Origin of the sequence: Uruburuella testudinis, assembly GCF_022870865.1 — a bacterium.
GTDB classification, from domain to species: Bacteria; Pseudomonadota; Gammaproteobacteria; order Burkholderiales; family Neisseriaceae; genus Neisseria; species Neisseria testudinis.
The window spans coordinates 538,634-556,433 of the sequence record NZ_CP091508.1; the positions used below are offsets into that span (position 1 = coordinate 538,634).

Genomic DNA, 17,800 nt, shown 5'->3' on the forward strand with positions numbered 1-17,800 from the left:
GTTAACCTGTGATGTTTTGCAGCCAATGCGGCGCTGCATCGCCCTCAATCAATACCGCATCAAGACGGCAGGGCGTGTTGGTAAGATGCTGCTGTTGCAGATAATGTTCCACACTGCGTTGCAGCTTGGCCAGTTTGGCGGGCGTGATGCTGTAGGCGGCGCCGCCGAAACCTTTGCTTTTGCGGTATTTTACTTCAACAAACAAGATTGTGTTACCGCTTTTGACAATCAGGTCGATTTCGCCGAACGGGCAGTGCCAGTTGCGCGCCAGCAGTTTGCAGCCCTGAGCCTGTAAAAAGTGCAGCGCGGCATCTTCGCCGGCGGCGCCCTGTTGGTGGTTTAAACGCATATTTTGTGATAACCCCGTTATAATGAAGCCTTTTCAGACGGCCTCTTTCATTCTTATGCAAAAACATTATCAAAAAGCCTGCGACAGCATCGCCGCGCAAACATTATATGTGGTGGCCACCCCCATCGGCAACCTGGCCGATATCACGTTGCGCGCGTTGGCGGTGTTGCAGCATGCGGATATCGTGTGCGCCGAAGATACGCGGGTAACGGCGCAGCTGTTGAGCGCTTACGGCATACAGGCCAAGCTGGTGAGCGTGCGCGAGCATAACGAGCAGCAGATGGCCGACAAAATCATCGCCGCATTGGCCGAGGGCAAAACGGTGGCGCAGGTGAGCGATGCGGGCACGCCGGCGGTGTGCGACCCCGGTGCCAAGCTGGCGGCGCGGGTGCGTGAAGCGGGGTTCAATGTGGTGCCGGTGGCCGGGCCCAGTGCAGTGATGGCAGCCTTGAGCGTGGCCGGTGTGGTGGAGCCGAATTTCTATTTCAACGGTTTTCTGCCGCCTAAGGCCGGTGAGCGGCAAAAGCGGCTGGCGGCTTGGGCGGAGGCGGATTATCCGGTGGTGATGTTTGAAACGCCGCACCGTATCGAAGCGGCGCTGGCCGATATGGCGGCCTTGTTTCCCGAGCGTAAAATCGTGTTGGCGCGTGAGATTTCGAAAACTTTTGAAACGTTTTTGAGCGGCAGCGTGGCCGAGATTCAGACGGCCTTGAAACAAGACAGCAATCAGAGCCGCGGTGAAATGGTGTTGATTCTGCATCCGGCGCAAGTGGAAAAACACAGCGAGCTGCCCGAAGCGGCGCAACAGGTGATGAAGGTGTTGGCATCAGCGCTGCCCACCAAGCAGGCGGCGGATTTGGCGGCCAAAATCAGCGGTGAGAGCAAAAAAGCGCTTTATGATTTGGCGCTGACGTGGAAAGAAAAATAAATCATCTGAGGCCGTCTGAAAAAAGTTTCAGACGGCCTCAGATGATTGGAAGCATGTAGCGATAACAGGGTATCAAGCCTGCAACCGGCACGTTATACTGAGTCTGTTTGTTGATATGGAAAGGCCGTCTGAAATGTATCGCGTACAGAGAATTTATGATTTTCACAGCCTGCCGCCGCACACGCTGGCCGTATTGGTCGACCGCCTGTATCCGCGCGGTATTCCCAAGGCGGTGATGGCGGATGTGTGGTGGTTGAAAGACCTCACCCCGAGCGCGGCGCTGCGTAAGTGGTATCACGAAGATGCGGCCGCCCGTTTCGAGGGTTTTGCCGCACGTTATCTGGAAGAATTGCGCGGCAGTGAGGCGCAGCAGGCAATAGGCCGTCTGAAAGCTTTGGCACAGCAGCAGGATGTGTTGCTGCTCACGGCGGTGAAAAACCCGCAGCAGTCGCATGTATCGGTGTTGTTGGATTATTTGGGCGAACCGTTTGTGCCGGCAGAGTGATGGCTTGAGGCTTCTTGATGTGGGATTAATAACCATGCGGGGCGGATTAAAACAATTCAACACTTAACGGTTATCGTGAAGCGGGCAGGCCGTCTGAAACGTTAAAACAGGTTTCAGACGGCCTGTTTGTGTAAGTGTTGTTGAGTTTGTTTTCAGCGTATCGAAATGGGCGCGGGAATGTGCTTTAATGGGTGGGAAGGTATTATCCGATTGATTTGAAAACAAAAGGAGTAATCATAATGAGTGCTCAAAAAGTAGCGGTTATCACCGGTTCGGGCGACGGTTTGGGCAAAGGCATTGCCAAACGGCTGGCAAAAGACGGTTTTGCCATTGTGTTGTCAGACATCAATCCCGACACGTTGAAAGCCACCGCAGCCGAATTTCAGGCAGACGGCGTCAACGTGGCATCGTTTCAAGGCAATGTTGCCAAACGTGAAGACCAGTTTGCTTTGGTGCAGCACGCCGTGGATACATTCGGACGTGTAGATGTGTTTGTCAACAACGCCGGCATTGAAGACGTGATGGCGCTGGAAGACGTGACCGAAGCCGATTTCGACCGCGTGTTCGATGTGAATGTGAAAAGCGTGCTGTTCGGCACGCAGGCGGCTGCGGCGCAGATGAAAAAGCAGGGCGGAGGCAGCGTGTATAAAATCATCAATGCCTGCTCGATTGCCGGGCATGAGTCGTATGATTTGCTCGGGGTTTACTGCGCCAGCAAACATGCCGTGCGTTCGCTCACGGTAACGGCCGCCAAAGAGTTGGCCAAACACCAAATCACAGTCAATGCCTATTGCCCGGGTGTGGCCGCCACCAAAATGTGGGACCGCATCGATGCGGAAATGGGCAAATATATGAATACCCAACCGGGCGAAGCGTTTGAGAAATTTTCAGCCGGCATTCTGATGGGGCGGCCGCAAGTGCCGGAAGATGTGGCTGCGCTGGTGCATTATCTGGCTTCGGAAGATTCGGATTATATGACCGGGCAGGCGCTGCTGATTGACGGCGGTATGGTGTTCCGCTGAGTGGCGTTGATTTGATGTTGTATCTATTCGAAAAAACAAGCTAACGTGAGTTTGAGATAAGATAATCGATGAGATATTAAACCCTTCACGGGGTTGCCCCGCTCTGTTCTCTCTCCGCTGGGACGGGGGGAGGGAGCAGAGTGCGGCAACACCAACTGGATGCGGCCAGATAAAATTTAATCTCCGGTAATCCGTCCGGTAATTATCCGGCCTGTATAAAAAATATTGCGCCGCCACGCCTGTGCGTGCGCATGAATGATCTTTGCTCAGCTTTCTGTTGTGAATTGATTTGAATTTAACGATAGATTTCTTATGTTTTTATTTTTACGCCAACAGCAGCTTACTCTCAATCGGCTGCTCTTTTTGGGCTTATTTTTTTGAATGGGTATGATCAACAAGCCGTCTGAAATGTGGGTAAACGTTTCAGACGGCCTGTTGGTATCAACGGGTATTATTCGGCTTCTTGTGTTTTTGTCACCAGAAAATCAATCATGCTGCGTACTTTGGCGCTTAAAAAGGCGCGGTCGACATAGGCGGCGTAGAGTTTGACGGTGAGTGTTTGGTAATCGGGCAGCAGCCGCACCAGCTTGCCTTCGCTCAAATCGTTGCACACCGTCCATTCGGGCAGATAGCCGATGCCGCAGCCGGCTTGAATCATTTTGCGGCACATCAAGGTGTTGTCGCTGTAGATGTTGGCGTTCAGCTCGAGGATTTCGGTGTGGCCGTTGCGGGTAAACTCGACACAGCTCATGTCGGTGTAGGAAGGCAGCACGGCTTGATGCTGGGCGGCTTCGGCCACGGTGGCGGGCACGCCGTGGCGGCGCAGGTAGTCGGGCGCGGCCACCAGAAAAAAACGGATGTCGGCAAGCGGTTTTACAATCAGCGAAGGGTTGGGCTCTTTTGATACGCGCAAGGCCAAATCGAAGCCGTCGGCAATCAGATCGGTTTGGCGGTTGGCAAGTGCGAGCTCCAGCGCCACTTCGGGATAGAGCCGGCGGTATTCGGCCAGCCAGTTGCTCACGCGCGGAGTGGCAAACCATTGCGGCATGGTGATGCGCAACAGCCCCTGCGGGGTGTCGGCGCCACCGGCGGCTTTTTCTGCGGCCGATTCCAAGGTTTCGAGTGCATAGCTGCATTGGCGGTAATACTCTTCGCCGGCTTCGGTCAGGTGAAGATTGCGGCTGTTGCGTTGCAGCAATTTGGCTTGAATGCTGCTTTCAAGATGGCTTACGTGTTTGCTGGCCATGGCGTTGGAAATGCCGAGCTTGTCGGCGGCACGGGTGAAGCTGCCTTGCTGCACCACTTCGCGAAACACTTTCAGGCTGAGTAAGGTGTCCATGTTTTCCTGTTGGGAAATGGTTGTTTAATAAAATGAGTATATATCAATGAAAAGGGAAGGGCTATACTGCACAGCATCTTAACCACACACATCAACAGGATTTTTATTATGAATGCTTTATCCCGCTATCAACCGATATTGCTGTCTGTTTTGCGTATCGCAGCGGCTTATATGTTTATGTTACACGGCTCTGCCAAGCTGTTTGCCTTGCCGCATGTGGAAATGTTTGACGGTTTGCAGCTTTTCTCGCTTTACGGTTTTGCCGGCGTGTTGGAATTTTTCGGCGGCCTGCTGCTGCTGATCGGTTTGTTTACCCGCCCGGTGGCATTTATTCTTTCCGGCATGATGGCGGTAGCCTATTTTACGGCGCATGCTTCGGGCAGCACCGTGCTGCTGCCGCTTTTAAACGGCGGTGAAGCGGCGGCCTTGTTCAGCTTTATCTTTATCTATATTGCTGCGGCCGGCGGCGGCGCTTGGGCGCTGGACAATAAATTTCATAAAGCGGGCTGACTGCTTGGGCGGGGAAATGCTTTATCATAACGGTGTTTCCCCGAAGGGTATCCTGACCATTTGATTTATGGTGCTTTTCACTCCCCAAAACGCATCTGCTGCGTTAAAAAGATGATGATATATGAATGGTCAGGACACCCTAGGGTGTATTTCTCTGTGTTGCTTTCATAAAGGAAATGAAAAATGGCTTATCAAGATGTTCAAAAAGTGGCTGAAAAGCGCCGCTCTGTTTATGCGTTGAATAAAAATCTGCCGCTGGCGAATGAGGAAGTGGCAAAAATTGTGGAACATGCGGTGCTGCACACACCTTCATCGTTTAATTCGCAATCAACCCGCGTGGTGGTTTTGTTTGGTGCTGAGCATGAAAAATTATGGCAGTTTGCCGAAGATGCGCTGCGGGCGATTGTGCCGGCCGATAAATTTGCGCCCACAGCCGAAAAACTGGCGATGTTTAAAGCGGCTGCCGGCTCAGTGATGTTTTTTGAAGATCAAGAAGTGGTGAAAAACCTGCAAGAGCAGTTCCCCACTTATGCCGATAACTTTCCGGTGTGGAGCGAACATACCGATGCCATGCACCAATATGCGGTGTGGACCACACTGGCTGAGGCCGGTATCGGCGCCAACCTGCAACACTATAACCCGTTGATCGACAATGCAGTGGCGGCAGAATGGGATATCCCTGCTTCATGGCGTTTGCGCGCGCAAATGGTGTTCGGCGGCATTGAAGCAGCGGCCGGCGAGAAAACATTCTCACCGCTGGATGTGCGCTTGAAAGTATATGGCGCGTAAGTGATTGTTGTCTAAAAAGGCCGTCTGAAACAGAAATGTTTCAGACGGCCTTTGCTTTGCAAGGTGCTGCGCGGTAACCTTGCTCGTGCGCATGAATGATTTTTGCCCAGTTTTCTGTAGTCAATTTATTTGAATTTAACGGTATCTGCACTGCCTTCGGCTCTTGCTTTTATAAATTGGCGGTATGGTAAGTGCGTTTCAGACGGCCATGACGATCATCATACATGAGGCCGTCTGAAACAAAAAAAGGCATGTTGGAATACATGCCTTTTTTGCTTCAGCCCTTATCAGGCTAAGGGTGCCAGCAGTTTGTTGAAAGCATCTTCAAACTGCTTCAAGCCGTCTTCTTGTAAGCGGACGGCCAATGCTTCCAAATCAATGCCCGCTTTTTCTGCTTCGGCCAGTTGCGCCAGCGCTTCATCAGTATTGTCGGTCAGCGTGGCTTTGGCCGTGCCGTGATCGATAAAGGCTTTCAAGGTGGCATCGGGTACGGTGTTAACGGTTTGTGCGCCGATCAGGCTGTCTACATACAGCGTATCGGGGTAAGCCGGGTTTTTAACACCGGTAGAGGCCCACAATAATTGCATCCGGTTGGCGCCCTGCGCAGCAAGCTGAGTGAAGTGCTCGCCGCCGAAAAAGGCTTCCCAGTCGAGATAGGCGGCTTTGGCCAGGGCAATAGCGGTTTTGCCTTGCAGGTGCTCGGGCAGGGTGGCATCAAGCGCGCTGTCGATGCGGGAGAGAAAGAAGCTGGCCACAACCTGAATATGGTCGACCGGTTTGCTTGCGGCCAAACGCGCCTTAATGCCTTTAGTATAAGCTTCATAGGCTTTCAGCGTTTGTTTGCGGGAAAACAGCAGGGTCAGGTTGATGCTGATGCCGGCTTCAACCAATTGTTCCAAAGCGGCAACACCGGCATCGGTGGTGGGCACTTTGATTAATACATTCGGGCGGTTGATGGCCGCATGCAGCCGTTTGGCTTCGGCAACCGTGCCTTCGGTGTCTTGAGAAAGGTCGGGCGCTACTTCCAGGCTGACAAAGCCGGTTTTGCCGCCGGTGCTTTCAAATTCGGGCAGGCATACATCGCAAGCGGCCTGCACATCGGCAATGGCGAGCGTTTCGTAACGCTGCTTGGGCGACAGGTTTTGCTGTTTGAGGTGGGCAATCTCGTCGGCATACAGTGCATCGCCGGCAAAAGCTTTTTGGAAAATGGCGGGATTGGAGGTTACGCCGCATACCCCTTGCTGCAACATCTCTGCCAACTCGCCGCTTTGAATCAGCGAGCGTGAAAGGTTATCAAGCCAGATTTGTTGGCCTAATGCTTTAACGTCCGATAAAATAGTCATCTCTGAAACCCTTTATTAGTGTTGAAACACCATCCTACCCCGAAATCAGGGCTTTGGGTAGTCTTCACAGGAACCAATCATGGCAAATAGCAAGCAGTATTTAGCGTGGGCAAGAGATGTTTTACATATTGAATCCCAAGCTTTGGATGAAATAGCCGCATCTTTAAACGAACACTTTGTGCAAGCTGCTGAGGCTCTGCTGGAGTGCACCGGGCGGGTGGTGATTATGGGAATGGGAAAATCCGGGCATATCGGCCGGAAAATGGCCGCTACCATGGCATCTACCGGCACACCGGCATTTTTCGTACACCCGGCTGAAGCGGCGCATGGCGATTTGGGTATGATTGTAGACGGTGATGTGGTGATTGCTATTTCTAATTCAGGTGAAAATGAAGAGGTAACGGTTATTATCCCGGCATTGAAGCGTAAGGCGGTTACGCTGATTTGCATTACCTCGAAAGCCACATCTACGATGGCGCGGCATGCTGATATCCACATCACGGCTGCAGTGTCGAAAGAAGCATGTCCGTTGGGTTTGGCGCCTACTTCCAGCACAACGGCCGTTATGGGCTTGGGCGATGCATTGGCCGTAGTATTGTTGCGGGCGCGTTCATTTACTTTGAATGATTTTGCTTTGAGCCATCCGGCGGGAAGTTTGGGTAAGCGCCTGTTGTTGCGTGTTGAAGATGTGATGCATGCGGGCGACGAATTACCGGCGGTGGTTTCCGGCACGTTACTGAAAGATGCGATTATACGCATGAGCGAAAAAGGCTTGGGCATGTTGGCGGTAACCGATCAGTCAGGTTGCCTGAAAGGCGTGTTTACCGATGGCGATTTGCGCCGCCTGTTTCAGGAGCGCGATAATTTTTCGGGCCTGGCGGTTGACCATATCATGCACAATAATCCGAAAACCATTGATGCTGGAAAATTGGCCACAGAAGCGTTGAAACATATGCAGCAAAACCATGTCAACGGCTTATTGGTCACCGATAACGACAACAGATTGATCGGGGCTTTGAATATGCACGATTTGCTGAAAGCGCGCATTGTCTGACGGCGGTTTACCTGCCCTTATGCTATCTAAACGGCTTCTTTCACTTCAAGCATGTTAAAATAAAAGACAAGGCCGTCTGAAACCACTCAAGCCAGAAAGAAAATTATTCATGCCAACCTGTTCCCCGGAAATCCAAACCCGAGCCGCCAAAATCAAGCTGTTGATTATGGATGTTGACGGCGTGCTGACCGACGGCCATATTTATATCCGCGATAACGGGGAAGAGATTAAATCTTTTCACACGCTGGACGGTCACGGTTTGAAAATGCTGCAAAACAGCGGCGTGCAAACAGCGATTATTACCGGCCGTGATGCACCTTCGGTGGGTATCCGCGTGCAGCAGTTGGGCATTCAATATTATTACAAAGGCATTCATGATAAAAAAGCCGCCTATGCCGATTTGCGTGAAAAAGCCGGAGTGGCTGAGCATGAATGCGCTTTTATCGGCGATGATGTGGTGGATTTGCCGGTGATGGTGCGTTGCGGCCTGCCGGTGGCGGTGCCTGAGGCTCACGAATTTACCCTGAAGCATGCTGCGTATGTGACCCGGAAAAGCGCCGGCAAAGGCGCAGTGCGCGAGTTGTGCGATTTGATTATGCAGGCGCAAGGCACGTTGGAGCCTGCTTTAAACGAGTATGTCAAATGATGAAAAAATGGCGTTACGGCTGGTTGTTTCCGCTGGTGCTTGCTGCCTGCTTGGGCGGGTTGAGTGCATGGCTGGGGCGCATCAGCGAAGTCGACGTTGAAGAAGTGGTGCTCAATCCCAAAGAGCCGCAGTATGCCATGAACGGTATTGACGGCAAGCGGTTTGATGAGAGCGGCCGTCTGAAAGAAAACCTGAGCGCCCAGAGCGCCTGGCAGCTGCCGAAAAGCGATGATGTTTATTTTTCGCAGCCGCAGTTGTCGCTTTACGACAAAGGCAGCCTGCTGTATGACGTTAGCAGCGAAGAAGCCCGCTACAACACCGATAACCGCAAAGTGTGGTTTGAAAAAAATGTGGTGTTGACCAAAAATGCCGATGCCCGGCGCCCGGCAGGTGTTTTAAAAACCGGCAGCCTGATGGTGGATACCCAAACCGAAATTGCCCAAACCGATGAGCCGGTGGTTTACCAATACGGCCAATCACACGGCACGGCCAACGGTTTGACTTATGACCACAAACAAGGTTTGTTGAATTTACCTTCACGAGTGAAAGCCATTATTTATGACCCGCAAAACCCTTAAAACCGCTTTTTGTGCCGTGTTGATAGCCGCAGCTGTTCCGGCGGCAGCGCTGGAGAGTGACCGCAGCAAGCCGATTGAAATCGAGGCCGATCAAGGCTCGTTGGATCAGGCCAATCAAGTCACCACTTTCAGCGGCAATGTGATTATCAAACAGGGCACACTCAATATCCGTGCCGGCAGCGTGCGCGTATCCCGCGACAACAACGGACAGCAGCTGATGAACGCCAATGGCAGCCCTGTGCGCTTCAGCCAAACGCTCGACGGCAACAAAGGCACCGTAGCGGGGCAGGCCAACCAGGTTGAATATTCATCGGCCACCGGCGTGGTGAAGCTGACCGGCAACGCCAAAGTGCAGCGCGGCGGCGACCGTGCCGAAGGCGCCAGCATTGTTTACAACACCCGCACCGAAGTGTATACCGTCAGCGGCAGCAAAGCAGCGGGCGGCAGAAGCGGCAAGCGGGTTACCGTGGTGATTCAGCCGAATCAGTAAACAGCCGGCCTTTGAGAGCCAGTATTTTCAGACGGCCGTTTCAGATACCGCAAGGCTGTCAAACCAAAGGCCGTCTGAAAAGATAACGTTTCAGACGGCCTTAAAACAGACTACAATAGCAAGCATATATCATCAGAGTGAATGCATATGGATATCCAACGCAGCCGTTTAAATGTTCAAAATCTGCAAAAAAGCTTCAAAAAGCGCCAAGTGGTCAAAAATTTCTCGCTGGAGATTGAAAGCGGCGAAGTGGTGGGGCTGCTCGGCCCCAACGGTGCCGGCAAAACCACCAGCTTTTATATGATCGTGGGCCTGATTGCCGCAGATAACGGCAGCGTGGAATTAGACGGTAACGAAATCCGCCATTTGCCGATACATGAGCGCGCCCGCTTGGGCTTGGGCTATTTGCCGCAGGAAGCCTCGATTTTCCGCAAGATGACGGTGGAGCAAAATATCCGTGCCATTCTCGAAATCAGCGGCACAGCCAAAAACCGGATGAATGAAGAGCTGGATAAATTATTGGCAGACTTGAACATCGAGCGCCTGCGCAACAATCCCGCACCGTCACTTTCGGGCGGTGAGCGCCGCCGTGTGGAAATCGCCCGCGTATTGGCGATGAAACCGCGCTTCATCTTGCTTGACGAGCCGTTTGCCGGGGTGGATCCGCTGGCCGTCATCGACATTCAAAAAATCATCGAATTTCTCAAAAGCCGCGGCATCGGCGTGTTGATTACCGATCACAATGTTCGCGAAACCCTACGCATCTGCGACCGGGCCTATATCATCAGCGACGGCACCGTATTGGCATCCGGCCATCCCGAAGAGCTGGTTAACGACGAACAGGTCCGCGCCGTGTATCTGGGCGAAAACTTCGACTATTAAGCCTTTATCAAGCCTTTGCCATGAGCCAAACTTTCCAGCTAAAACTGAAACAAACCCAGCAGCTGAACCAGAGTCTGCAACAATCTTTGCGTATTTTGCAGATGTCCGGTTTGGAGCTGGAGCAGGAAGTGGAAGAATGGTTGCAGGATAACCCTTTATTGGAGCGCCCCGACAGCGAAGAAGAGGGCAGCGGGCCGCAGCTTTCCGCCGATATCGGTAAAGCAAACCGCTTGAGTGGCGAGGACGCGGAAGACATTTGGGCGACACTGGCCGAAGAAGACGATTTCAACGCTTTTTTGCACAAACAGGTATGCGAACATCCTTTGAGCGACAGCGAAGCCGCGCGAGTGCACATTCTGATTGATTTCCTCGACGAACAAGGCTATTTAACCGACAGCTTCAGCGATATTATTGACCACACGCCGCTGGAATGGATGTTGGAAGAAGACAGCCTGCAAGAAGCGCTCGACCAGCTGCACACCTTCGATCCGCCCGGCGTGGGCGCTGCCGATTTGCGCGAATCACTGTTGTTGCAATTGCAGCGCCTGCCCGCATCGCCGCCACGCAATTGTGCCGCCCGCATTGTCAACCTGTTTCTCGACCAATTGGGCAAAAGCCGCCAGCAAAATATCGGCAAATTTAAAAAAGCACTGCCGCAAGACAGCACCGAAACCATTCAGACGGCCCTTGATTTGATTGCCGGTTTAAATCCTTATCCTGCTTACGGTTTTGTTTCGGCCGAGCCGACGGCGTATGTGCAGCCCGATGTATGGGTGCGGGAGGGCAAAGAAGGATGGGTAGTGAGCGGCAATGAATCCGCCTGGCCGAAAATACGCCTGAACCGCGAATACTGCACCATGCTCGAGGCCGCAGAGGGTGTGGATAAGGTTTGGAAAGAAAAATTAATCGAAGCCCGGCAAAAAATCGACAGCCTCGCCCACCGCAAAAGCACCGTATTGCGTTTGGCCGAATATATTGTTGAGCGGCAAGAAGATTTTTTTGTATTCGGCGAAATCGGCCTGAGCCCCATGCTGTTGAAAGATGCCGCCGCCGAATTGGGTGTGGCCGAAAGCACCGTATCGCGGGCGGTGAACCATAAATATTTGTCTTGCCCGCGCGGCGTGTTTGCGTTACGCTATTTCTTCACACAGGCCGTTGCCACCGAGGATGGCGAGGGCGCCAGCCAAAGTGCGGTCAAAGCCGTGATGGCGCAATTGGTTGCAGCGGAGAACAAGCAAAAACCTTATTCTGATGAAGCATTGAGCAAATTGTTGAAACAGCAGGGCATCGACATCGCCCGCCGGACGGTGGCCAAATACCGCGAAGCCCTGCATATTCCGCCGGCGCATCAGCGCAAGCCTTGAGCCGGGCGGCGGCAATATTGACCGGGGCTGCCTAGGATGCCCTAACAGCCCGAAACCCCAACCGAAGGAGTAAATCATGAACCTGAAAATTACCGGTTTGAATTTCGATGTAACTGAAGCCGTCAAAAAACATGTTGCCGCCAAGTTGGAGCGCATCAACCGCCATACAGACAATGTGATTTCTGTGACCGTTACCCTTTCGGTGGAAAAAGTTAACAAAAAAGCAGAGGCCGATGTGCATCTGGTGGGCAAAGATTTGCATGTTGAAGCGGTTGAGTCGGATATGTATGCGGCGATAGATGTATTGATGGACAAGCTTGACCGCGCTGTGTTGAAACATAAAGGCAAAAGCAACGATGTCCGTTCCGCCCCCGCCCCTGCGGTGGTCGAAGAAGAATAAAACCTTATCAGACCGATAAAAAAGCTCCGGAAATCCGGAGCTTTTTGCTTGAGGCCGTCTGAAAACCGTTTTGCAAAGTGCGGTTTCAGACGGCCTTGTTTTCCTGATTTGATGGCGTTATGCCGATCGTGCCTCTAGGGTGTCCGGACAATTCGATTTACGGGTGTATTTTGCCCCTGAAAACGCATCTGCTGCGTTAAAAAGCCTCGCAAGATGTTCAATCTTGCTGCGTTTTTTACCTGGCATCAGCACTTTTATCACAAAAAATCTGAATCATTCTGAATGGTCAGAATACCCTAGGTTGCTGAAGTGGTGAGATTGGCCATAAAAACAAACGCCGCCCCAAACGTGCAACGGCAAACATAACGGCAACCGAGTTCCCTCTCCTGTGGGAGAGGGTTAGGGAGAGGGCGCAAGCCGCGAGGCTTAAATAAGGGTTAGGCCGTCTGAAACCCAAAAATGATTTTTTGATGAGTGCCGGTTATCTGAGCGGTGCGCACAGAGAAGATTGCCCGGAGTATGCCGAGGTGTTGGCGAGAGGGCAGGAATAGGCCGTCTGAAAATGATGGGGATGGTGGAATACGTGATGAAGCAAACCTGCGGTTTGCCGCCGACTCTCCAACGCTCCCCCGCAGAGGGAGCCGCGTAGCAACTGTATTTTTGCCCGACGGGGTTAAAAATACAGCTGCTACGCTGACTGAATGTCGTTTATGAGCGGATTTTATCCCTGAAAACGCATCTGCTGCGTTAAAAAGTCTCGCAAGATGTCCAATCTTGCTGCGTTTTTTGCCCGGCATCTGCATTTTCAGGAACAAAAATCCCCTCATAAACAAATTGTCCGGACACCCTAGCGTTTGACGCCGCTCAAGCAGGCCCAGCCGTTATCCAGTTGCGGTGCGGCCAAGTCAAACCATTGGCTGTAGATGGTGCTCATTTCTTCCACCTGTTCTTCTAAAATGCCGGAAAGCACGATGCGCCCGCCCGGTTTGGTGCGCCCGGCCAGCATGTCGCCGAGCATGCGCAACGGGTTGGCGAGAATATTGGCGACCACGACATCAAACTGTTGTTCGGGCAGGGCGTCGGGCAGGTAAAATTGTGCGGCAACTTCGTTTTGTGCGGCGTTGTCTTTGCTGGCGCGGATGGCTTGTTCGTCGATGTCTACACCGGCGGCGCTGCCGGCACCCAGTTTCAGCGCCGCGATGGCGAGGATGCCGGAGCCGCAGCCGTAATCCAGCAGCGCTTCGCCGCCTTGTAGATGGTTGTCGAGCCATTGCAGGCACAAATGGGTGGTGGGGTGGCTGCCGGTGCCGAAGGCCAGGCCGGGGTCGAGTTTCAGGTTGACTGCGCCGGCATCGGGCACATCGTGCCAAGAGGGGGTAATCCACAGGCGGTCGGAAATTTTAATCGGGTCGAATTGGGATTGTGTGAGCCGCACCCAGTCTTGTTCGGGCAGGCGGTCGGTTTCGTAGACGGGCATGTCGATGCCGCACTGCTGTGCCGCTGTGCCGATGATGGCTTCGATATCGGCTTGTTCGTCAAACAATGCAATCACTTTGCTTTGCTGCCAGATTTGTTCGGCCGGCATGCCCGGTTCGCCAAAAATGGCTTGTTCGTTGGCGGTGCCGGCATAGGCATCTTCAATGGCGGCGGAAAGTGCGCCGTGTTCCATCAGGGCATCCGACAGCGGCTCGGCGATATGGTCGTTGACGGCAATGGTGGTTTGTTGGTAGGCCATGGTGTCTTTCTTTTGTGAAGGCCGTCTGAAAGGGTTTCAGACGGCATGGTATGTGGGGCGGATACGTTTCGGTATGTCGTAGTTTGTTGATTTTAACGGATAGTGCAAGGTTTAAAAAGGCCGTCTGAAAACTCATGCTTTCAGACGGCCTGTGATTGCGGCATGTTTATTCTGCTTGAGCGGCTTTGCGTGCTTCCAGCCATTTTTCCAAATAGTGGATGCTGACGCCGCCTTGGCTGAAGCCGGGGTCGGTAAACAAATCACGGTGCAGGGCAGTGTTGGTTTTGATGCCGGTCACGGCCAGCTCGGCCAGTGCGACACGCATTTTGGCCATGGCTTGCTCGCGGGTTTTGCCGTGTACGCAGATTTTGCCGATCAGGCTGTCGTAGTTGGGCGGAATGCGGTAGCCTTGGTAAATGTGGCTGTCGACACGTACACCGAGGCCGCCGGGCAGGTGGCAGCTGGTAATCAGGCCGGGACTGGGAATGAAATTGTAGGGGTCTTCGGCGTTGATGCGGCATTCGAAAGCATGGCCTTCGAGGCGGATGTCTGCCTGCGTGTATTGCAGCGGCAGGCCGCCGGCAACGCGGATTTGCTCCTGTACGATGTCTACACCGCTGATCAGCTCGGTAACCGGGTGTTCTACCTGTACGCGAGTGTTCATTTCAATAAAGAAAAATTCGCCGTTTTCATACAAAAATTCAAATGTACCGGCGCCGCGGTAGCCGATGCGTTTGCAGGCATCTACACAGGCTTGGCCGATTTGCTCGCGTTCGGCTTCGGTGATGCCGGGGGCGGGGGCTTCTTCGATAACTTTCTGGTGACGGCGCTGCATGGAGCAGTCGCGTTCGCCCAGGTAGATGGCGTTGCCGTGTTCGTCGGCCAATACTTGGATTTCGACATGGCGCGGTTTTTGCAGATAGCGTTCCATGTAAACCATCGGGTTGCCGAAAGCGGCGCCGGCTTCGGTTTTGGTCATTTCCACCGAGCGGATGAGGTCTTCTTTTTTCTCAACCACACGCATGCCGCGGCCGCCGCCGCCGCCTGAGGCTTTGATGATGACCGGAAAGCCGACTTCATCGGCAATGCGCATGATTTCAGCGCTGTCATCAGGCAGGGCGCCGTCGGAACCGGGCACACAAGGCACGCCGGCGGCAATCATGGCATGCTTGGCAGAAACCTTGTCGCCCATCAGGCGGATGGTGTCGGCGCGGGGGCCGATAAAGGTGAAGCCGGATTGTTCTACCTGGTCGGCAAAACTGGCGTTTTCTGCCAAAAAGCCGTAGCCCGGGTGGATGGCATCGGCGCCGGTCACTTCGGCAGCAGCGATGATGGCGGGTACGTTGAGGTAGCTTTGGGCGGAGGCGGCGGGGCCGATGCACACAGATTCATCGGCCAGCTTTACATGCAGGCTGTCGTTGTCGGCTTCGGAATGCACGGCAACGGTGGCAATGCCCATTTCGCGGCAGGCGCGCAAGATGCGTAAGGCAATTTCGCCGCGGTTGGCAATCAAGACTTTTTCTAACATAGGGTTCTTTCAGAATGCTTTTGCAGCCGTAGTGGGCTTGAGTTCTGACCGGTTTCAGACGGCCTGTGCAGTTTGGCCGGCCGTCTGAACACACTTAACACCCATTCACAAAAGTAAGCTAACAAGGCGGCGAGCCGAAGACGTTACAACTAGTACTAGAGTACGACAAGGTGATCCAACGCCGTTAGGTTATTTTTGTGAGTGGGTATTATTCAATAATAAACAGCGGTTCGCCGTATTCGACCGGTTGGCCGTTTTCAACCAAAATTTCTTTGACCACGCCTGATTTTTCGGCTTCGATTTCGTTCATCAGCTTCATGGCTTCGATGATGCACAAGGTGTCGCCGGCCTTAACGCTTTGGCCGACTTCGACAAATACCGGCGCGCTGGGGCTGGGGGCGCGGTAGAAAGTGCCGACCATCGGCGATTTTTGCGCTTGGCTGAAATCTTGTGCGGCCACAGCGGCGGCTGCCGGAGCGGCAGCGGGTGCTGCGGCTGCCGGAGCGGCCATCATTTGCGGTGCCGGGGCGGCATAAATCGGTTGTTGCGATACGGTAGAGCGGGTAATGCGCACTTTTTCTTCGCCTTCGGTTACTTCGATCTCGGCGATGCCTGATTCTTCAACTAAGTCGATCAGTTTTTTGAGTTTGCGTAAGTCCATATTGGTTCCTTTTGGTAAGGTATGCGCCGGCAGCGGATAAACGGCTGCCGGGATGTCTGCGCCGTCAGGCACCCGGCCTGAATACCGCAAGCTGCGGTGTAAAAGGGGAAAAAGAATGCCGGGTCATGAGCGGGAATGAATACAATTTCTTATGGTTAACAGGGTCATAATAATGGTGCATTTTCGCTAACTTGCCGTTAAATGTCTAGTAAAATATCAAAAAAAGGCGGTTTTGGCAGAGAAAAAGCTGTTTCGTTTTTTTTAAGAAAAAGGGCTTTTATGCCCGAGAGTATTTATTCTAAAGGATTTGGCGGGAAATGCCATCTTGCTGAAGCGCGAAAGTATTTTTAAGGTGCAGATAAACGCAGAGGCATTTTTTGCAGATACAGTATCGGGCATGCTGCCGGCCGGGTATTATTTTGATTTTAGGCCGTCTGAAAAAAGAATCCGCGTATAATGGCGGGCTGGATAAATATTTTGTGTTGGTGATATTAAATGCATATTTCTGATTTTGATTTTGAGCTGCCCGAAGCGCTGATTGCCCAATATCCGCCGGCGGTGCGCGGCAGCAGCCGTTTGTTGGCGGCGCTTCCGAATGCACCGTTGCGTGATGAAGTTTTTTCGGCCTTGCCGGATTGGGTGGCTGCGGGTGATGTGTTGGTGTTTAACAATACCAAAGTGATGAAAGCGCGCCTGTTTGGTCAGAAAGCCAGCGGCGGTAAAATCGAGGCGCTGGTGGAGCGGGTGTTGGATGCGGATACGGCATTGGCGCATATCCGGTCGTCGAAATCACCAAAACCGGGCACCCGGCTGGTGTTTGAAGGCGGGGTTGAGGCGGTGATGCTCGAGCGTGCCGGCGAATTGTTTTGCTTGCGCTTTGAAGGCGGGCAGACGGTATATGAAATTTTGGCACAAAACGGCCATCTGCCGTTGCCGCCCTATATCGAGCGCTCGGCCGATGACAGCGACGACAGCCGTTATCAAACAGTTTATGCCAAGCATCAGGGGGCGGTGGCGGCGCCCACGGCCGGGCTGCACTTTACCGATGATTTGTTGGCGCAATTGCAGGCCAAGGGTGTGCATTGTGCCGAGGTCACGCTGCATGTGGGCGCAGGCACTTTTCAGCCGGTGCGGGTGGAAAATATTGCCGAGCACCAAATGCACAGCGAATGGTTTGAGGTGCCGGATGCCACGGTGGCGGCGGTGGAAGCGGCACAGCAGCGCGGCAATAAAGTGTGGGCGGTAGGCACAACATCGATGCGCGCGTTAGAGTCGGCCGCCCGTGAAACAGGCCGTCTGAAAGCCGGTTGCGGCGACACCGATATCTTTATTACGCCGGGCTACCGTTTTCGTGTGGTTGACCGGCTGATTACCAATTTTCATTTGCCCAAGTCTACTTTGCTGATGCTGGTGAGTGCGTTTTCCGGCACGGCACATATTCAAGCTGTATACCGGCATGCGGTGGCGCAGCAATACCGGTTTTTCAGTTATGGCGATGCGATGCTGCTGGGGCGCTTTGACCATTCGATTTAGGGGTGTATGTTGCCCGTGAAAATACATCTGTTGCGCTTTTTGCCTTGCACCTGCATTTTCAGGAACAAAAATCCCTCTATAAACGACACATCATGACACCTTGGTCTTCTTGTGTTTTTTATTTTGATACAAACAGCAGTGCGC

Annotated in this window: 20 protein-coding genes; 13 read left to right on the forward strand and 7 right to left on the reverse strand. The window is 53.1% G+C overall.

Annotated features, from left to right (window positions below; genetic code table 11):
• Window position 1: 1 nt before the first annotated feature.
• Entirely contained in the window at window positions 2-349 is a 348-nt protein-coding gene (locus tag LVJ83_RS02415; protein ID WP_244785966.1) for a YraN family protein, read from the reverse strand.
• 22 nt (window positions 350-371) lie between these two features.
• On the opposite strand from LVJ83_RS02415, the gene rsmI reads away from it, so the two are divergent.
• From rsmI to LVJ83_RS02430, 3 genes are all read left to right on the forward strand, one after another.
• Window positions 372-1,277 (forward strand): 16S rRNA (cytidine(1402)-2'-O)-methyltransferase, encoded by a 906-nt coding sequence (rsmI, locus tag LVJ83_RS02420; protein WP_244785967.1) that lies wholly within the window; start codon window positions 372-374, stop codon window positions 1,275-1,277.
• A 133-nt stretch (window positions 1,278-1,410) separates the two neighbouring features.
• On the forward strand, window positions 1,411-1,782 hold the full coding sequence (locus LVJ83_RS02425) for a DUF488 domain-containing protein (protein WP_244785968.1): 372 nt from the start codon (window positions 1,411-1,413) through the stop codon (window positions 1,780-1,782).
• 239 nt (window positions 1,783-2,021) lie between these two features.
• Window positions 2,022-2,804, forward strand: coding sequence for an acetoin reductase (locus LVJ83_RS02430; protein ID WP_244785969.1), 783 nt, complete (start codon window positions 2,022-2,024; stop codon window positions 2,802-2,804).
• Between the two features lie 451 nt (window positions 2,805-3,255).
• Here the strand turns inward: LVJ83_RS02430 and LVJ83_RS02435 are convergent, their stop codons facing one another.
• Entirely contained in the window at window positions 3,256-4,143 is an 888-nt protein-coding gene (locus LVJ83_RS02435; protein WP_244785971.1) for a LysR family transcriptional regulator, read from the reverse strand.
• 108 nt (window positions 4,144-4,251) lie between these two features.
• Here LVJ83_RS02435 and LVJ83_RS02440 point away from each other — a divergent pair, with 108 nt between their 5' ends.
• Both LVJ83_RS02440 and LVJ83_RS02445 read left to right on the forward strand, forming a co-directional pair.
• Window positions 4,252-4,653 carry a DoxX family protein gene (locus LVJ83_RS02440; RefSeq protein WP_244785973.1) on the forward strand — a complete coding sequence of 134 codons (402 nt, stop codon included), beginning with the start codon at window positions 4,252-4,254 and terminating at the stop codon, window positions 4,651-4,653.
• A gap of 183 nt (window positions 4,654-4,836) precedes the next feature.
• Window positions 4,837-5,442: a nitroreductase family protein gene (locus LVJ83_RS02445; RefSeq protein ID WP_244785975.1), complete on the forward strand. Its 606-nt coding sequence runs from the start codon at window positions 4,837-4,839 to the stop codon at window positions 5,440-5,442.
• A gap of 287 nt (window positions 5,443-5,729) precedes the next feature.
• Here LVJ83_RS02445 and tal read toward each other — a convergent pair whose 3' ends face one another.
• Window positions 5,730-6,785 carry a transaldolase gene (gene tal, locus LVJ83_RS02450; protein WP_244785977.1) on the reverse strand — a complete coding sequence of 352 codons (1,056 nt, stop codon included), beginning with the start codon at window positions 6,783-6,785 and terminating at the stop codon, window positions 5,730-5,732.
• 79 nt (window positions 6,786-6,864) lie between these two features.
• Between tal and LVJ83_RS02455 the strand changes: the two genes are divergently transcribed.
• The 7 genes from LVJ83_RS02455 (at window position 6,865) to hpf (ending at window position 12,199) form a co-directional block, all read left to right on the forward strand.
• A complete protein-coding gene (locus tag LVJ83_RS02455; protein ID WP_244785979.1) occupies window positions 6,865-7,839 on the forward strand; it encodes a KpsF/GutQ family sugar-phosphate isomerase in 975 nt (324 codons plus the stop codon).
• A gap of 109 nt (window positions 7,840-7,948) precedes the next feature.
• Complete coding sequence (locus tag LVJ83_RS02460; protein WP_244785981.1) at window positions 7,949-8,485, forward strand: KdsC family phosphatase; 537 nt, start codon at window positions 7,949-7,951, stop codon at window positions 8,483-8,485.
• The gene (lptC, locus tag LVJ83_RS02465) at window positions 8,482-9,063 is read left to right on the forward strand and encodes an LPS export ABC transporter periplasmic protein LptC (protein WP_244785983.1); all 582 of its coding nucleotides are present in this window, start codon (window positions 8,482-8,484) and stop codon (window positions 9,061-9,063) included. Before LVJ83_RS02460 ends, lptC begins: the two co-directional genes overlap by 4 nt.
• Window positions 9,044-9,553 carry a lipopolysaccharide transport periplasmic protein LptA gene (gene lptA, locus LVJ83_RS02470; protein ID WP_244785985.1) on the forward strand — a complete coding sequence of 170 codons (510 nt, stop codon included), beginning with the start codon at window positions 9,044-9,046 and terminating at the stop codon, window positions 9,551-9,553. The genes lptC and lptA overlap by 20 nt, the downstream gene beginning before the upstream one ends.
• 147 nt (window positions 9,554-9,700) lie before the next feature.
• Complete coding sequence (gene lptB, locus LVJ83_RS02475) at window positions 9,701-10,435, forward strand: LPS export ABC transporter ATP-binding protein (protein WP_244785987.1); 735 nt, start codon at window positions 9,701-9,703, stop codon at window positions 10,433-10,435.
• A gap of 20 nt (window positions 10,436-10,455) precedes the next feature.
• The gene (gene rpoN / locus LVJ83_RS02480) at window positions 10,456-11,799 is read left to right on the forward strand and encodes an RNA polymerase factor sigma-54 (RefSeq protein WP_244785989.1); all 1,344 of its coding nucleotides are present in this window, start codon (window positions 10,456-10,458) and stop codon (window positions 11,797-11,799) included.
• Window positions 11,800-11,875: 76 nt separating this feature from the next.
• Window positions 11,876-12,199: a ribosome hibernation-promoting factor, HPF/YfiA family gene (hpf, locus tag LVJ83_RS02485; protein ID WP_244785991.1), complete on the forward strand. Its 324-nt coding sequence runs from the start codon at window positions 11,876-11,878 to the stop codon at window positions 12,197-12,199.
• Window positions 12,200-12,636: 437 nt separating this feature from the next.
• Here hpf and LVJ83_RS02490 read toward each other — a convergent pair whose 3' ends face one another.
• The 4 genes from LVJ83_RS02490 to accB form a co-directional block, all read right to left on the reverse strand.
• Entirely contained in the window at window positions 12,637-13,026 is a 390-nt protein-coding gene (locus LVJ83_RS02490) for a hypothetical protein (RefSeq protein ID WP_244785993.1), read from the reverse strand.
• Window positions 13,027-13,046: 20 nt separating this feature from the next.
• Window positions 13,047-13,934, reverse strand: coding sequence for a 50S ribosomal protein L11 methyltransferase (gene prmA, locus LVJ83_RS02495; RefSeq protein ID WP_244785995.1), 888 nt, complete (start codon window positions 13,932-13,934; stop codon window positions 13,047-13,049).
• A 166-nt stretch (window positions 13,935-14,100) separates the two neighbouring features.
• Window positions 14,101-15,462: an acetyl-CoA carboxylase biotin carboxylase subunit gene (gene accC, locus LVJ83_RS02500; RefSeq protein ID WP_244785997.1), complete on the reverse strand. Its 1,362-nt coding sequence runs from the start codon at window positions 15,460-15,462 to the stop codon at window positions 14,101-14,103.
• A gap of 208 nt (window positions 15,463-15,670) precedes the next feature.
• Complete coding sequence (accB, locus tag LVJ83_RS02505) at window positions 15,671-16,123, reverse strand: acetyl-CoA carboxylase biotin carboxyl carrier protein (protein ID WP_244785999.1); 453 nt, start codon at window positions 16,121-16,123, stop codon at window positions 15,671-15,673.
• A gap of 495 nt (window positions 16,124-16,618) precedes the next feature.
• Between accB and queA the strand changes: the two genes are divergently transcribed.
• On the forward strand, window positions 16,619-17,656 hold the full coding sequence (queA, locus tag LVJ83_RS02510; protein WP_244786001.1) for a tRNA preQ1(34) S-adenosylmethionine ribosyltransferase-isomerase QueA: 1,038 nt from the start codon (window positions 16,619-16,621) through the stop codon (window positions 17,654-17,656).
• Window positions 17,657-17,800: the final 144 nt, after the last annotated feature.

Excerpts from the sequence above, each read along its gene's own strand:
- hpf (WP_244785991.1), top strand. The coding sequence starts at position 11,876 with ATGAACCTGAAAATTACCGGTTTGAATTTCGATGTAACTGAAGCCGTC.
- accB (WP_244785999.1), bottom strand. The coding sequence starts at position 16,123 with ATGGACTTACGCAAACTCAAAAAACTGATCGACTTAGTTGAAGAATCA.
- LVJ83_RS02445 (WP_244785975.1), top strand. The coding sequence starts at position 4,837 with ATGGCTTATCAAGATGTTCAAAAAGTGGCTGAAAAGCGCCGCTCTGTT.
- LVJ83_RS02415 (WP_244785966.1), bottom strand. The coding sequence starts at position 349 with ATGCGTTTAAACCACCAACAGGGCGCCGCCGGCGAAGATGCCGCGCTG.
- lptA (WP_244785985.1), top strand. The coding sequence starts at position 9,044 with ATGACCCGCAAAACCCTTAAAACCGCTTTTTGTGCCGTGTTGATAGCC.
- lptB (WP_244785987.1), top strand. The coding sequence starts at position 9,701 with ATGGATATCCAACGCAGCCGTTTAAATGTTCAAAATCTGCAAAAAAGC.
- accC (WP_244785997.1), bottom strand. The coding sequence starts at position 15,462 with ATGTTAGAAAAAGTCTTGATTGCCAACCGCGGCGAAATTGCCTTACGC.
- LVJ83_RS02430 (WP_244785969.1), top strand. The coding sequence starts at position 2,022 with ATGAGTGCTCAAAAAGTAGCGGTTATCACCGGTTCGGGCGACGGTTTG.
- LVJ83_RS02490 (WP_244785993.1), bottom strand. The coding sequence starts at position 13,026 with ATGAGGGGATTTTTGTTCCTGAAAATGCAGATGCCGGGCAAAAAACGC.
- queA (WP_244786001.1), top strand. The coding sequence starts at position 16,619 with ATGCATATTTCTGATTTTGATTTTGAGCTGCCCGAAGCGCTGATTGCC.
- LVJ83_RS02425 (WP_244785968.1), top strand. The coding sequence starts at position 1,411 with ATGTATCGCGTACAGAGAATTTATGATTTTCACAGCCTGCCGCCGCAC.
- LVJ83_RS02435 (WP_244785971.1), bottom strand. The coding sequence starts at position 4,143 with ATGGACACCTTACTCAGCCTGAAAGTGTTTCGCGAAGTGGTGCAGCAA.
- LVJ83_RS02460 (WP_244785981.1), top strand. The coding sequence starts at position 7,949 with ATGCCAACCTGTTCCCCGGAAATCCAAACCCGAGCCGCCAAAATCAAG.
- LVJ83_RS02440 (WP_244785973.1), top strand. The coding sequence starts at position 4,252 with ATGAATGCTTTATCCCGCTATCAACCGATATTGCTGTCTGTTTTGCGT.
- rsmI (WP_244785967.1), top strand. The coding sequence starts at position 372 with ATGAAGCCTTTTCAGACGGCCTCTTTCATTCTTATGCAAAAACATTAT.
- lptC (WP_244785983.1), top strand. The coding sequence starts at position 8,482 with ATGATGAAAAAATGGCGTTACGGCTGGTTGTTTCCGCTGGTGCTTGCT.
- LVJ83_RS02455 (WP_244785979.1), top strand. The coding sequence starts at position 6,865 with ATGGCAAATAGCAAGCAGTATTTAGCGTGGGCAAGAGATGTTTTACAT.
- rpoN (WP_244785989.1), top strand. The coding sequence starts at position 10,456 with ATGAGCCAAACTTTCCAGCTAAAACTGAAACAAACCCAGCAGCTGAAC.
- tal (WP_244785977.1), bottom strand. The coding sequence starts at position 6,785 with ATGACTATTTTATCGGACGTTAAAGCATTAGGCCAACAAATCTGGCTT.
- prmA (WP_244785995.1), bottom strand. The coding sequence starts at position 13,934 with ATGGCCTACCAACAAACCACCATTGCCGTCAACGACCATATCGCCGAG.